Annotated in this window: 12 protein-coding genes; 9 read left to right on the plus strand and 3 right to left on the minus strand. The window is 68.3% G+C overall.

The genetic code is table 11. The features are described from left to right. The first annotated feature begins 51 nt into the window (after nt 1-51). Nucleotides 52-1,905, plus strand: coding sequence for a vWA domain-containing protein (locus tag H590_RS17380; protein ID WP_084149438.1), 1,854 nt, complete (start codon nt 52-54; stop codon nt 1,903-1,905). A 583-nt stretch (nt 1,906-2,488) separates the two neighbouring features. Next, nucleotides 2,489-3,895: an NCS2 family permease gene (locus H590_RS0110100; protein ID WP_028703460.1), complete on the plus strand. Its 1,407-nt coding sequence runs from the start codon at nt 2,489-2,491 to the stop codon at nt 3,893-3,895. A 65-nt stretch (nt 3,896-3,960) separates the two neighbouring features. Here the strand turns inward: H590_RS0110100 and H590_RS0110105 are convergent, their stop codons facing one another. Further along, entirely contained in the window at nt 3,961-4,644 is a 684-nt protein-coding gene (locus H590_RS0110105) for a DUF7691 family protein (RefSeq protein WP_028703461.1), read from the minus strand. Between the two features lie 195 nt (nt 4,645-4,839). Between H590_RS0110105 and H590_RS0110110 the strand changes: the two genes are divergently transcribed. After that, nucleotides 4,840-5,784 carry a hypothetical protein gene (locus H590_RS0110110; protein ID WP_154655320.1) on the plus strand — a complete coding sequence of 315 codons (945 nt, stop codon included), beginning with the start codon at nt 4,840-4,842 and terminating at the stop codon, nt 5,782-5,784. Between the two features lie 23 nt (nt 5,785-5,807). On the opposite strand, the gene serC is transcribed toward H590_RS0110110, so the two are convergent. Then, nucleotides 5,808-6,938, minus strand: a complete 1,131-nt coding sequence (gene serC / locus H590_RS0110115) for a phosphoserine transaminase (RefSeq protein ID WP_051238489.1) — start codon at nt 6,936-6,938, stop codon at nt 5,808-5,810. Between the two features lie 109 nt (nt 6,939-7,047). On the opposite strand from serC, the gene H590_RS0110120 reads away from it, so the two are divergent. The 4 genes from H590_RS0110120 (at nt 7,048) to trxA (ending at nt 10,461) form a co-directional block, all read left to right on the plus strand. Then, a complete protein-coding gene (locus tag H590_RS0110120) occupies nt 7,048-8,181 on the plus strand; it encodes an N-acetylglucosamine-6-phosphate deacetylase (RefSeq protein WP_028703464.1) in 1,134 nt (377 codons plus the stop codon). A gap of 212 nt (nt 8,182-8,393) precedes the next feature. After that, nucleotides 8,394-9,080: a metal-dependent transcriptional regulator gene (locus H590_RS19160; protein WP_338028430.1), complete on the plus strand. Its 687-nt coding sequence runs from the start codon at nt 8,394-8,396 to the stop codon at nt 9,078-9,080. A gap of 12 nt (nt 9,081-9,092) precedes the next feature. Continuing rightward, nucleotides 9,093-9,944: a class I SAM-dependent methyltransferase gene (locus tag H590_RS0110130; protein WP_028703465.1), complete on the plus strand. Its 852-nt coding sequence runs from the start codon at nt 9,093-9,095 to the stop codon at nt 9,942-9,944. Nucleotides 9,945-10,080: 136 nt separating this feature from the next. After that, a complete protein-coding gene (gene trxA / locus H590_RS0110135) occupies nt 10,081-10,461 on the plus strand; it encodes a thioredoxin (RefSeq protein ID WP_028703466.1) in 381 nt (126 codons plus the stop codon). A gap of 136 nt (nt 10,462-10,597) precedes the next feature. On the opposite strand, the gene H590_RS0110140 is transcribed toward trxA, so the two are convergent. Beyond that, nucleotides 10,598-11,674 (minus strand): transaldolase family protein, encoded by a 1,077-nt coding sequence (locus tag H590_RS0110140; RefSeq protein ID WP_028703467.1) that lies wholly within the window; start codon nt 11,672-11,674, stop codon nt 10,598-10,600. A 245-nt stretch (nt 11,675-11,919) separates the two neighbouring features. Between H590_RS0110140 and iolC the strand changes: the two genes are divergently transcribed. Then, nucleotides 11,920-12,906, plus strand: a complete 987-nt coding sequence (gene iolC / locus H590_RS0110145) for a 5-dehydro-2-deoxygluconokinase (protein WP_028703468.1) — start codon at nt 11,920-11,922, stop codon at nt 12,904-12,906. Continuing rightward, the gene (locus tag H590_RS0110150) at nt 12,903-13,784 is read left to right on the plus strand and encodes a Cgl0159 family (beta/alpha)8-fold protein (protein WP_028703469.1); all 882 of its coding nucleotides are present in this window, start codon (nt 12,903-12,905) and stop codon (nt 13,782-13,784) included. The genes iolC and H590_RS0110150 overlap by 4 nt, the downstream gene beginning before the upstream one ends. Nucleotide 13,785 lies beyond the last annotated feature (1 nt).

The following is a 13,785-nucleotide window of genomic DNA, read 5'->3' on the forward strand; positions in this document are numbered from 1 at the left end:
TTCTGCTCGTGAGAGTGTGGGGTCTCCCTGGGCTGCCGACATGGCACGACGATGGCTGGTCCTCCCACTCGCAGCGGCACTGATGGTGGCGGGGTGCTCGGTTCCGGGATTGTCATCATCGGCGCACTCACCCACCGGGTCCGGCGCATCCGCCGCCGCGCAGCCTGCCTCCGCAACAGTAGGGGCCCCACGGGCTCGTCGGCCGCATCCTCTGAACGGCGTCCGGCGAACTACCTGCTCATCGTGGACGCATCGGGTTCGATGCGGAAGTCCGATGTGGGTGGTGGTACTCGGATGGCCGCCGCCCAGGACGCCGCCTCGAAGTTCGTGTCCTCCCTGCCGAAGGGATCCAGGGTCGGCCTGGTGAGCTACGGCGACAAGACCTTGGAGGAGGCCCCGCGCTCGGCCGGATGCGGAGATGTCTCGCTCAAGGTTCCGGTCGGGTCTGACATTGGCGCGGTGACCCGTCAGGTCAAGACCCTCAGGCCGGTGGGATGGACGCCGATCGGGAAAGCCCTGCAGACAGCGGCCGCCCAGGCGAAGGGCCAGCCCCTCAATGTCGTCCTCATCACCGATGGCGAGGACTCCTGCGCACCGCCCGACCCGTGTCAGACGGCGGCCACGCTGGCGGCCGACAACGCAGGCCTGTCGATATCGGCGATCGGCCTGAACGCGTCCTCCGACCAGCTGTCCTGCATCGCCAGCAAGGGCAAGGGGTACTTCGTCACCGCCAGCAACTCCGCCCAACTGGCGCGTCGTCTCGAGGCGCTGGGGGACCCGGATGCAGCCTCCCGGACCCTTTCCCCCTCTGGAGTCCAGTCGATCCGGCCCGGACAGCTGGTCGACGAGATCCGCAAGAGCCACCCGGGATTCCCGAAGGTGGACTCCGGTGCGCAGGTGCGAGTGGTCTGGATGAACTGCACCTGGACGTTCAGCGCGAAAGGCGTCCTCACCTCGATCGCACTGGAGGGATCGGGGTCGGCCTCGACCATCGACGGGCTGAGGGTGGGGGACGCCGCCGCGGCGCTGAACGTGCTCGGGGCGCCCGTCTCGACCTCGACCAACGGCGGAGCGGAGACGCGCCTCTACCCGGCGGACGTGCGTCTCGGACTGGGCTGGAAGGTGCAGATCAAGGACGGCAGGATCATCACCATTGTGCTGTGCACCTGTCTCACCGGTAGCTGCCCTCCGTCGGTGGACCAGATCCGGAAGATCCAGGATGACCCCACGATGAATCCGACGAAGATCACCTGCATCGACGACGGGAACTGGGTGGTTGTGGAGTCCAACTTCGAGGGGGACCACACCGGAGGATGGCTCTTGCTGCAACGGACAGGCGGCGGGTGGACCAAGGTCAAGCGGGTGACCAACGCCGGCGACTGCTACGAGTTGCCCGAGGATGCACCGTACGGCGAGTTGGAGAAGCCGTTGGGAGGCTTCTGCAACTTCCGGGCATCGGCTGTCGGAGTGAAGACAGCCCCCATCACGATGGATGGGGCCGGACCAATAGTGCTGGGAATGACCAGGGAGACTCTCGAAGGTACTTCGGTGAACCTGTCCATGGAGGATGAGTGTGGGGGACACGCCGCTCCGAACGTCGTCAACGGCTTTGTCCCTGGTCTTGACGGCTATCACCTCCGGTTCATGGACGGGAAGCTCACCGCCATGGCGGTGGACGCCCTAGGTGCGAGGACGACCTCGGGGGCCACTGTGGGGATGAGCGTCAAGGATCTCCTGAGTCTCTATCAGGGAACCCTCACGGTGGACACGGAGCACGGCGGGTACTCCTACACCGCCGGAGGCAGAACACTGGAGTTCACGAGCTTGGGCGACGACGGCTTCGAAACGAACACTGTGCTGGCGATCCGCGTGCACTACAGCAACTCGCCCTGGGCCGTCTGCTGATCGGGTGGCGTGCGGGACCGCGATCTCGGAGGTGAACATTTCACTCGCGGAAGTGCCCTTCGGGGCGCTGGTGCGTGGTGGACCCCGGTTCCGTGAGTGATCGGTTCACTCGGGTGAGGTTTGGGTTGGCCGTTCCACCGATTTGGGCCATCCGACAGTGCGTTTACCTTGTGATCCGCCTGCGGACTCGGGTGCCGGGCGCCCTGAGGCCCCCTACGGAGCTGCTCTGCCGCTAGGCGCGGGTCGTTGGGAGTGTCGGGGTGCGGTCGGCGGGGGAGTTCGCGGTCCGGGGTGAACATTTCACTCGCGGAAGTGCCCTTCGGGGCGCTGGTGGGTGGTGACCCCCAGTTCCCTGAGTGATCGGTTCACCCTCAGCGGAGCTGCCCCCGAAACGATCACCGGGACAGCTCACCGCCGGTCCTCGTAACACGATCGATTTCAGAATCTCAGTATCATGCTCGCCGTGTCTGTGACCCCCACATATCCAGAACCAAACAGCAGAATCGATCGCTGGTTCGAGCTCACCAAGCGAGGCACCACCCGCTCCAAGGAGATCCGCGGCGGTGTCGTGACCTTCTTCACGATGGCCTACATCCTCGCTCTGAACCCCCTCATCCTCGGAGCAGCCGCCGACAAGAACGGCAAGCTCCTCAGTGGCGCCCCGAAGTTCCTCGACGCGGCGGGCAAGACCCTCAACGAGGCCGCCATCGATCACAACAAGATGATGGTCCTGGCGGTGACCGCCCTGGTCGCCGGTGTGATGACCATCTTCATGGGCATTTACGGCCGGTTCCCGCTGGGTATCGCCGCCGGACTCGGCATCAACTCGCTGCTCGCGTACGGCGTGGCACCCACGATGACCTGGCCTCAGGCGATGGGCCTGGTCGTCTGGGAGGGCATCCTCATCTTCATCTTCGTCATCTCCGGTCTTCGGGAGATGATCTTCCGCGCCGTGCCTCGCAGCCTCCGAGCGGCCATCGGCGTGGGCATCGGTCTGTTCATCGCCTTCGTCGGACTTGTCGACTCCGGTGTGGTTCGCGCCGGCACCGGCACCCCGGTCCAGCTGGGAGTCAACGGGTCCCTGGTGGGCTGGCCGATCTTCGTATGCGTGGTCGGGTTCATCGCCGTGGTGATCCTGTACGCCAAGAAGGTCCGCGGCGCGATGCTCATCGCGATCGCGGGCGGCTCGATCCTGGCCCTCATCATCGAGGAGATCGGCAAGATCGGTCCCCACATCGGCGACCAGAATCCCACCGGCTGGGCGCTCAACGTCCCCCGTCTGCCGGCGGCCTCCAGCTTCTCCTGGCCCGATCTCGGGCTGGTCGGGCGGGTCGACCTGTTCGGCGGCTTCCTCAAGGACGGCCACTTCAACATCGCCACCTTCATCTCGGTGCTGCTGGTGGTCTTCTCCCTGATGCTGGCCGACTTCTTCGACACCATGGGTACCGTCGTGGCGATCGGCGCCCAGGCCGGGCTCAATGATGCCGAGGGCAACCCGCCCCACCTCAAGGAGATCCTGCTGGTGGACTCCCTGGCCGCGGTCGCCGGCGGACTGGGATCCTCGTCCTCCAACACCGGTTTCATCGAGTCCTCGGCCGGTGTCGGCGAGGGCGCCAGGACCGGTTTCGCATCCGTGGTCACCGGCATCCTGTTCCTGCTGTCGATGCTCATCTCCCCGGTGATCACGATGATCCCCTCGGAGGCGGCCGCCCCGGTGCTGGTCTTCGTCGGATTCCTCATGATGTCCCAGGTCACCGACATCAAGTGGAATGACGTCGTCGAGGGACTTCCGGCCTTCGCCGCCATCATCCTGATGCCCTTCACCTACTCGATCACCGACGGTATCGGTGCCGGGTTCATCCTGTACTGCATCACGAAGCTGTTCGTCGGCAGGGCTCGCCTGGTCCATCCCATCCTGTGGGCGGTCTCGGCGCTGTTCGTCATCTACTTCGGCCAGGGGCTGCTCCTCGATCTCATCGCGAAGCTCTGACCCCCGCCGCCGACAAGCTGCCGACAAGCTGCCGACAGGCGACACGACCGGTCACGCCGGCCAGATCACATCGTCGTTCTCTCGATGGTGCTCTGGCCGGCGTGCCACACCACGAACAGGTCGGGAGCCGCTCGGCCGGCCCCCGGCGCGGCGGCACTCCAGGTCTGGAACTGGACGAGGAACCCGACGAGCCCGGCGACCGTCTCCCGGTTCGGCTCGGACACCCGTTCGGCGATCGCCGACAGGGCGTCCCGGGTGGCGGTGACATGGGCCGCCCGGGAGTAACCGGTGCGCATCCCAGGGGCCGGACGCAGCGGGATCTGGGGGTCGCTGCCGAACAGTCGACGCAGGGACAACTCGCTGGGCAGCCCGGCCCGGGCCAGGTCGAACTCGAAGTCGTCGACCCGGCCGAGGTCCATCGACATCGAGTGGGTCCCCCACGACAGGTTGTGCAGCCACAGGTCGAGCACCCGCCAGCAGCGGACCAGCCGGTCGGGGGAGACGAACCGGCCCGCGATGAGATCGTCCACGTCCTGGGGGGTGGGCCAGTTCACCGGCAGGATCGGCGCCTCGTCGTCGATCCGGGTGACCGGGCGCAGCTTGGACCACAACCCCCGTCTACGAGGCGTCTCGGGCACGCTGAAGTGCTCCTGTGCCCAGCCGCGAAGCGTGCGTGCCTGTGCCTCGTCGGCTCCGAAGATGTCTCGAACCTCATTGATCGAGATGGCGTGAAGCCGTAACTCACCCATGCGCCAACGGTACAGACCCGATCCCGGAACTATCGTGGAACCCGTGGATCCGCGCTCAAGACAGTACGTCGTGACAACAGCCCTCGTCCTGGTCGTGGTGCTCGTGGTGGTCGGCGCCCTGCTGGGAGCCCGATGAGCGGGGATCGAATGATCGGCCACGGTGGCCTCGGCCCGTCCGTGGCAGGATGGAGCCTCGTGACTGGAAGCCTCCCGCGACGCGTGCTGCAGACCGTCGTCTGCGCCTTGGCCGCCTGGACTCTGGCAGCCGGTCCCGCGGTGGCCGCCCCCCAGGGGTTCTCCATCCAGGTCTCCGGCGTCTCGGCGCCGGTCGGAATGGCCGCCGACACCGACGGCAACTGCTACTGGGTGACCGACGGCAGCTCGCGGACCACCCGCACCCTGGTGGCCGTCGACGCCCAGGGCCGTCGCAGCAAGGAGGTGTCCTGGCAGGCGATGCCCACCAATGTGCAGGCACTGGCCTGGTCCGACAGCTCGCTGTTCGTCGGCGACATCGGCGACCCGACGGCCAGCCGCAAGAGTATTCAGGTGCTCAGCCCCCAGGCCCTCGACGGGTCGGCGACCTCCTGGCGCGCCTGGGACCTCGTCTATCCCGACGGACCCCATGACGCCGACGCCATGGCGGTCAGCGGGAGGGGCAACATCTACATCGTCACCCGCGGCGACTCCCCGGCGATCTACCGGGCGCCCACCGAGCTGAGCCGCGACTCCGACAACACCCTGGTCCGGGTCGCGAGCGCTCCCGCCGATGTCACCGACGCCGTCTTCCTGTCGGACGGCAAACGGATCGCGCTGCGCACCAGGGACCAGGTCACCCTGGTGGACGCCTACACCTGGAAGACGCTGGCCACCGCGCCGGTCTCCCCGTCGGGGGGAGACGCCATCTCATCGACCCTGTCGGGCGACGGTCTCCAACTGGCCGGCTCCTCGACGACGGTCACCGGGATGAGCCTGCCCGGCGGCTCCACCAGCGCGACGCCGACCCCCTCGGCATCGGCGGCCGACCCCGCCCACAGCGACGATGACGACACCGCCGGGATCCGGTGGGGGACGCTCATCACCCTGGTGGCCAGCGTGCTGCTGGCGGTCGCGGCGGCAGTGGTGGTGTACCGGGCGAAGTAGCCTGGCGGGGGCCGAGGGGCCTCTCAGGCCCCGACCCGGGGCATCCTCTCCAGGATCCAGTCCAGGCAGGCGACCAGCGCACGGACATCCTCCGGGTCGACCGAGGAGAAGGTCCCGACCCGGATCTGGTTGCGCCCCAGCCCCCGGTAGGGCTCGATGTCGAGAATCCCGTTCTCTCGGGCGATCGCGCACAGCTGCGCCGAGTCGATGCTGTGGTCCAGGTCGATGGTCACCACCACCGGGCTGCGCAGCGCCGGGTCCTGGACGAACGGGGAGGTCAGCGGGTTGTCCTGGGCCCACCGGTAGAGGACTCCGGAGGAGGTGTGGGTGCGGTTGGCCGCCCACGCCATCCCGCCGTGCTCCAGCAGCCAGGAGATCTGCGCCTCCAGCATCACCAGGGTGGCGATCGCCGGAGTGTTGAGGGTCTGGTCCTTGCGGGAGTTCTCCACCGCCAGGGTCAGATTGAGGATGTCGGGCACCCAGCGGGCCGAGGAGGTCAGGTCGGCCGACCTCGCGATCGCCGCGGGGGACAGCACCGCCACCCACAGCCCGCCGTCGGAGGCGAAGTTCTTCTGCGGTGAGAAGTAGTAGGCGTCGGTGGCCGAGATGTCGGCATCCACCCCGCCGGCCGCTGAGGTGGCGTCGATCAGCACCAGGGCGGACTCGTCGATACCCTCGGGCCGCTGCACCGGGGCCACGACGCCGGTGGAGGTCTCGTTCTGGGCCCAGGCGTAGGTGCCCACCGCATGGGCGGCCCGCGGCAGCGCCAGTCTGCCGGCCGGGGCCTCGAAGATCGCCGGATCGGCCAGGAAGGGGGCCTTCTGCAGGGTGGTGGCGAATTTGCGGCTGAAAGAGCCGTAGACGCCGTTGGCGCTGCGATGAGCCACCAGGCTGCACGCCGCCATCGACCAGAACAGGGTGGCCCCGCCGTTGCCGAGTGCCACCTCGTAGCCGGCCGGCAGCCGGTACAGCTCGGCCAGACCGGACCGGATGGAGTGCACGACATCCTTGACCGGGGGCTTGCGGTGCGAGGTGCCCATCACCGACCCGGGTGCGGCCAGAGCCTGGATCACCTCGCGTCGGATGCGCGAGGGCCCCGACCCGAAACGGGGGTCGGAGGGCAGCAGATCGACGGGAACCTTCAGCTCAGACATGCCCGAATTCTCCCAGACGGGGGCCGCCGGGACGCCGATGTCCACGCAGGAGGACCCGGACAAGGCATCCTGTGGAAGAATCGAGGGGCGAACACCACCGGAGGTCAGCATGATCATCTCGTCGCGTCACGTTCTCTACCCGGACGGTTCGGTCGGGCCGGCAACGATCACCATCGAGGGTGACCGGTTCAGCGAGGTGGCCCTCGGCGTCCTGGACGCCGAAGACGAGGTCGACGAGTGGGTGCTGCCCGGATACGTCGACACCCACTGCCACGGGGCGGCCGGGGCGAGCTTCTCCGACCCCGACCCGGACAAGGTGCGGGCCGCCATCGGGTACCACCGCTCCCAGGGCGCCACCAGCCTGTTCGCCAGCACCGTCACCGAGGACATGGACGACCTGGTCGACCAGATCGGCCGGCTGCGCCAGTTCTGCGCCGAGGGCGAGTTCGACGGCATCCACCTCGAGGGGCCCTTCCTGGCGGAGTCCCGCAAGGGCGCCCACAACGTCGACCTGCTGCGCGATCCGACCCCCGGACGGGTCTCCCGGCTGCTGGACGCCGGTGGCGATGACCTCCGGATGATCACCCTCGCCCCGGAGCGCCGGTGCGGGATCGAGGCGGTGCAGACGATCGCCGCTGCCGGGGTCCACTCGGCCTTCGGCCACTCCGAAGCCGACGCCGCGACCGCCCGCGACGCCGTCGACTCCGGTGCCGACGTCGTCACCCACCTGTTCAACGCGATGGCCCCGATCCATCACCGCAAGCCCGGTCCGGTGCCGTGGATGCTCACCGACTCGCGGGTGATGTGCGAGCTCATCTGCGACGGCGTCCACCTCGCTCCCGATGTCATCCGGATGGCGGTGCAGGCCGCCGGTCCTGAGCGGATCTGCCTGGTCACCGACGCGATGAGCGCCACCGGCCAGCCGGACGGCGACTACATGCTCGGGTCCCTGGCGGTCCGGGTGGTCAACGGCGGTGCCCGGCTGCTCAACCCGGACGGTTCCCTCGGCGCGATCGCCGGGTCCACCCTCACCCTGGGCCGGGCCGTCGAGTTCGTCGTGACCACGGTGGGGATACCGCTGGCCCAGGCCGCCATGATGGCCTCGACCACCCCGGCCCGCTGGCACGGACTGGACGCCGGCGTCATCAAGGCGGGCAGGCGCGCCGACCTGTGCCTCACCACCGGGACGGGTCACCTGGAGCGGGTCATCCGTGCCGGCCGGGAGATCGAGCGGCAGGGCTGACGGGTCGCGGAACGGGGCCGAGCCCGTCCCGCGGGAAGGTCTGCGCGGCCGGTGGAGCACCGGCCGGGGAATGAGTCATCGCGGTGAGCTGTTCCCACATCGGCGTCTCCCACCGCTTCTACCGTGGGACGAACAGAGTTTCAGATGGTTGCGAGGGCCCATCGGGCACGACGGAGGAGAACGTGAGCGGCGAACTCATCGACACCACAGAGATGTACCTGCGTACTCTTTACGAGCTGTTGGAGGAGGGCATCGATCTGCGCAGGGCGAGGATCGTCGAGCGGCTGCATCAGTCCGGGCCCACCGTCTCGCAGACCGTGGCGCGGATGGAGCGCGACGGCCTGCTGGTCGTCAGACCCGACCGCACCATCGAGTTCACCCCTGCCGGCCATGCCCAGGCGGTCAATGTGATGCGCAAGCACCGGCTGGCCGAGTGCCTGCTCACCCAGGTGATCGGACTGGACACCGCCCTGGTCCACGGCGAGGCCTGTCGCTGGGAGCACGTCATCTCCGACGAGGTGGAGAACCGGCTCATCGACATCCTCGACGATCCCGACAAGTCCCCCTACGGCAATGCGATCCCGGCGATCGGCCAGTTCACCAGCACCGACTCGGCGGTCCCCTTCCGCAGGGACTCCCATCCACTCGCCGAGTTCCTCATCGACGGTGGCGAGGGGGACCAGCAGGTGAGGATCGTGCGGTTCACCGAGCACTTCCAGGCCACCGAGCCCAATCTGGCGACGGTCAAGAGGGTCGGCCTGGAGATCGGCGTCCCGATCACCGCGCGACTGCAGGACGGGGCGGTGCTGATCACCGGACCGGACGGCAGCGCGGAGTTCTCCGAACACGACGCCGACGGCATCTTCATCGTCCCGGCCACCATTCCCGCACGTACCTGAGGGGAGCCTGAGGTGAGGACCGCATCCGTTCGCGAGCTGGCCCGTCGACTGGGTCTGGGGAGCCCCCAGGACCCGTGGCCCGACTATCTGGCGCGGTTCCACGCCGAACGTCCGGGAGTGATCCAGGAGGCCCTGCGTCGCAGCACCGCCGGTGAGCGGAATCCTTACTCCTGGCTGGCCAGGGCGGTCTCCAGGACCGCCGAGGTGGTGGTCGACGTCCGCTGCGGAGCCGGGGTGCTGTCGCGCAGACTGGCCGACGGCCGGCGCCAGGTGATCGGCGTGGAGGACTCCGCCGAGGAGCTGGAGCAGGCGATGAGCGGAGGCGCGGGAGCCGACGCCGTGCACTGGGTGCGCGGGGCGTTCGACCACCTGCCGCTGTCCGACTCCTCGGTGGACGCCGTGGTGACCTCGATGGGCATGGTGACGGTGCCCGATCCGCGGCTGCTGGTCGACGAGGCCTCCCGGGTACTGCGCCCCGGTGGGATCTTCGCCTGCATGGCTCCCACCATCCGCCCGGTCCCGCCCTCCCTGATGCGCCCGGCGGTGGAGCTGGCCGCCAGGGTCGGGTCGACGCCGAGCTTCCCCGGCGCCCTCGAGCTGAGGATGACCGATCTGCTCGCCCAGCGGGGTCTGCGCAAGGTGGAGGACGCCCGGTCCTGCTACGTGTTCACCGTCCGCGACAGCACCGACGCCGACCTGCTGATGTCGGCGATGTACCTGCCTGGTTCCACCGCCTCCCGCAGGCAGTCGGCCCGCGACTGGCTGGTCCACCAGGTGCAGAGCCGGGGACCGGTCAACCTGCCCGTGCCGATGCGCCGGGTGGTCGCGCTGAAGGATCCGCAGCCGGCCGACGGCGTCGCCTGAGCCGGGCCCCGGCCGCCTCGGGGGCCGGGCAGAGGGGAATAATGCCCCCGGCGGGTGTGTTCCCGAGCCAGAAGAGATGCCGTGACGACTCTGGCATCGGTACCTGAACAGCTTGAATGACTTCACGGAGGTAGACATGGCGACGGTTGCCCTGAACGAGGAGAATTTCGCCTCGACCATTGACTCGAATGATGTCGTGCTCATCGACTTCTGGGCGGGCTGGTGCAACCCGTGCATGCGGTTCGCCCCGATCTACGACAGCGCGAGCGAACGGCACGACGACGTGACCTTCGCCAAGGTCGACACCGAGGCCGAGCAGAACCTCGCCGGCGCCCTGGAGATCACCTCGATCCCCACCCTGATGGCCTTCCGAGCCGGCTACCTGGTCTTCCGCCAGTCGGGTCTGCTGCCCGGATCGGCACTGGACGACCTCATCGCCCAGGTCAAGGCGATCGATCCGGCCGAGCTCGCCAAGCAGGCCGAGGAGCAGCACGCCGAGGAGCACGCCGACATCTGAGGACTGAGGGTCCTCTGGGATCCTCATCCGCCGAGAGCCCCTCGTCCGCTGAGAGGTCCGCCTCACCACAGAGCAATGGCCGGTGAACGGGTTTTGAACCCGTTCACCGGCCATCACTGTGCTGAGCCGGGGTGGATCACGGCTCGGGCATCACGATGTCCTTGACCAGGGTCTCGAGGTCGCAGTCGGCCTTGAGGAACCCGCGCAGGGTGCGCACCGTCGGCCCGAAGGTGTCGAACTCCTCGACGGTCATGCCGTCGGGATCGTAGGCGCGACGGAACTCGGGCATCTTCATCAGGGCGTCGAGGTGGTGCTGGGGAACCGGCTTGCTGATGGCGTCGAAGTCCGGGGTGTAGCCGGAGTCGTTGACCCGCTTGGCCCAGGCGAAGGGCGGGGACAGCACGAGGTCGCCACCGGTCAGCTCGGAGTACTGCAGGACGTTGCGGTAGGCGGCCACCAGGACCCGAGCCTGGAACCCGCGCTCCTGGAAGATCTGGTAGGCGTGCTTGATCGCGGCGATACCGCCCCACTCCAGGGCGCCCGGGTCGATGAACAGCTGCTCGCGGGAGGCGACGATCTTCAGCCAGTCGTCGAGACGACCGCCCATGATGGTCACCACCGGGCCCATCTCGTCGATCGGCTTGCCGTCGGCGACCCGGCGGTCCAGACCGCGCTGGATGGCCTCGGCGGTGCGCACCGCCTGGGGGACCGAGAAGGACACCGTGACATTGATGGAGACGCCGCGGTAGGTGGCGTCCTCGATGGCCTTGACGCCGACGCTGGTGGCCGGCACCTTGACGATGATGTTGGGAGCCATCTGGCTGAAGGACTCGGCCTGGTCGGCCAGGGCCTTGGCGTCGTTGTGCAGGCGGGGGTCGGTCTGGATGGACAGCCGGCCGTTGTGTCCGTGCTGCTCCTTGAAGATCGGCTCGAGCAGGGCGGCGGCCTCCACGGACATGTCCTTGACGGCCTGCCAGCCGACCTCGGCCTCGCCCCAGGTCGGGTGGGCCTTGGCGATCTCGCGGATCCGCGGCGCCCACACGTCGAGGTGCTTCTTGATGGTGCCGTAGGCGATCTGCGGGTTGCAGGTGGCGCCGACGCCGCCGAAGGAGATCGACTGGGTGAGCTCCTCGAGGTCCGCGGAGTCGTTCCACAGGGCGGTCGAGGTGTGCTGCGCCACCTGGAGGAGAGGCCCGGGGGTGTATTCGGTCATTGGATGATCAGCTCCTGTGCTGGATACCTGGGGTCAGCTCGTCATCGTCGTCGCTGACAGACCCCATTACACTGCCTTCCAATTGTCCTGTCAAATACCGGGGCACTTCCCTCGGTCGGTCCGTGCGCGGCCCCCGCGGGCGGTGCGGTCGCGTCCTCTGTCGGCAGCCCGGGTATTTGTATTGACAATAGGTGCGGTGCTGCTACCGTTGGCCTGCGTAGCCACCCCAGAGAAGTGGAGCTCACATGATTGCCCCCGGATCGCGTTCCCTTGACGTCCTGACGATGGGACGGATCGGCGTCGACATCTACCCGTTGCAGCACGGCGTCGGGCTGGAGGAGGTCACCTCCTTCGGCAAGTTCCTCGGCGGCAGTCCCACCAATGTCGCGGTGGCGACCGCCCGGATGCGGCACGCCTGCGCGGTGATCACCGCGGTCGGCGACGACCCCTTCGGCAACTTCTGCCGGCAGGAGATGGCCCGCCTCGGGGTCTTCTCCACCTATGTCAAGACCGTCCGCGAGATCCCCACCCCGGTGACCTTCTGCGAGATCTTCCCGCCCGACGACTTCCCGCTGTACTTCTACCGGTTCCCCAGCGCGCCCGATCTCAAGATCACCCCGGCTGACATCCCCGAGCAGCAGGTCCGCGACGCCAGGATCCTCTGGTTGACGGTCACCGGGCTGTGCCAGGAGCCCAGTCGCGCCGCCCACCACCACGCCCTCGACATCCGTGACAGGGCCGAGCACACCATCCTCGACCTCGACTACCGCGACAGCTTCTGGGACTCCCCGCAGCAGGCCCACGAGGCGGTCGCCGAGATCCTGCCGAAGGTAACCGTGGCGGTCGGAAACCGCGAGGAGTGCGAGGTCGCCGTCGGCGAGACCGACCCGACCAGGGCCGCCGAGGCCCTGCTGGACGCCGGGGTGCAGCTCGCGGTGGTCAAGCAGGGGCCCAAGGGGACCCTGGCGATGACCCGCACCGAACGGGTCGTCGTCCCGCCCACCCCGATCGAGGTGACCAACGGGCTGGGAGCCGGGGATGCCTTCGGCGGCAGCCTGTGCCACGGACTGCTGGAGGGCTGGTCGCTGGCCGACACGATCCGCGCCGCCTCCAGCGCCGGGGCCCTGGTCGCCACCCGGCTGGAGTGCTCCACCGCGATGCCGACCGAACCCGAACTGTTCTCGATGATGGCCCGCCACCCCGACATCACGGCCACCCAGGAGTCACGATGAGCACCACACCGCTGATCGACAGCCTCGTCGAGCGCCGCGTGAAGGACCCCCGCGGGTTCCAGGCCAGGGTCATCGACCGCGAGCGGCCCCGCTGGCACGGCGGGGAGCCGCTGATGGTGATCGCCGCCGACCACCCGGCCCGCGGAGCACTGCGGGTCGGTGCCGACGAGTACGCGATGGCCGACCGGGAGTCCCTGCTGGAACGGTGCGTCACCGCCCTGTCGCGACCCGGGGTCAACGGATTCCTGGGCACCAGCGACATGGTTCAGGACCTGGCCAACCTCGGTGCCCTGGAGGGCAAGGTGGTCTTCGGCTCGATGAACCGCGGCGGACTGCGCGGGGCCAGCTTCGAGATCGACGACCGGATGACCGGCTACGACGTCGACGGGGTCATCGGCCAGGACCTGGCCGGCGGCAAGATGCTGATGCGCTACGACTTCGAGGACTCCTCGACCTCCGACACCGTGGCGGCCTGCGCGAGCAGCATCGACGCGCTGGCCAGGGCCGGTCGGATCGCGATGGTCGAGCCCTTCATCTCGCGCCGGGACGCCACCGGGAAGGTGGTCAACGACCTGTCGACCCAGGCGGTCGTGAAGTCGGTCGCGATGACCGCCGGACTGGCCGCCGACTCGACATGGACCTGGCTGAAACTGCCAGCCGTCGAGGGGATGGAGGAGGTCGCCCGAGCCTCCTCGATGCCGATCCTGCTGCTGGGCGGGGAACTGTCCGACGATGTCGAGGCGACCCGCCGGATGTGGGCCAGGGCACTGGCCCCCTCCACCGTCCAGGGTCTGGTCCTGGGCCGATCAATGCTCTACCCGGCGGACGGCGACGTCGCCTCCGCCGTGGACAACGCCGTCACACTATTGGAGGTCTGAC

Origin of the sequence: Acidipropionibacterium jensenii DSM 20535 (assembly GCF_000425285.1) — a bacterium.
Lineage (GTDB): Bacteria > Actinomycetota > Actinomycetes > Propionibacteriales > Propionibacteriaceae > Acidipropionibacterium > Acidipropionibacterium jensenii.

What these genes read in the sequence shown, in the direction of transcription:
- H590_RS17380 (WP_084149438.1), top strand. Translation starts at nt 52, where the DNA reads ATGGCTGGTCCTCCCACTCGCAGCGGCACTGATGGTGGCGGGGTGCTC.
- H590_RS0110100 (WP_028703460.1), top strand. Translation starts at nt 2,489, where the DNA reads ATGGCCTACATCCTCGCTCTGAACCCCCTCATCCTCGGAGCAGCCGCC.
- H590_RS0110105 (WP_028703461.1), bottom strand. Translation starts at nt 4,644, where the DNA reads ATGGGTGAGTTACGGCTTCACGCCATCTCGATCAATGAGGTTCGAGAC.
- serC (WP_051238489.1), bottom strand. Translation starts at nt 6,938, where the DNA reads ATGTCTGAGCTGAAGGTTCCCGTCGATCTGCTGCCCTCCGACCCCCGT.
- H590_RS0110120 (WP_028703464.1), top strand. Translation starts at nt 7,048, where the DNA reads ATGATCATCTCGTCGCGTCACGTTCTCTACCCGGACGGTTCGGTCGGG.
- H590_RS19160 (WP_338028430.1), top strand. Translation starts at nt 8,394, where the DNA reads ATGTACCTGCGTACTCTTTACGAGCTGTTGGAGGAGGGCATCGATCTG.
- trxA (WP_028703466.1), top strand. Translation starts at nt 10,081, where the DNA reads ATGGCGACGGTTGCCCTGAACGAGGAGAATTTCGCCTCGACCATTGAC.
- H590_RS0110140 (WP_028703467.1), bottom strand. Translation starts at nt 11,674, where the DNA reads ATGACCGAATACACCCCCGGGCCTCTCCTCCAGGTGGCGCAGCACACC.
- iolC (WP_028703468.1), top strand. Translation starts at nt 11,920, where the DNA reads ATGATTGCCCCCGGATCGCGTTCCCTTGACGTCCTGACGATGGGACGG.
- H590_RS0110150 (WP_028703469.1), top strand. Translation starts at nt 12,903, where the DNA reads ATGAGCACCACACCGCTGATCGACAGCCTCGTCGAGCGCCGCGTGAAG.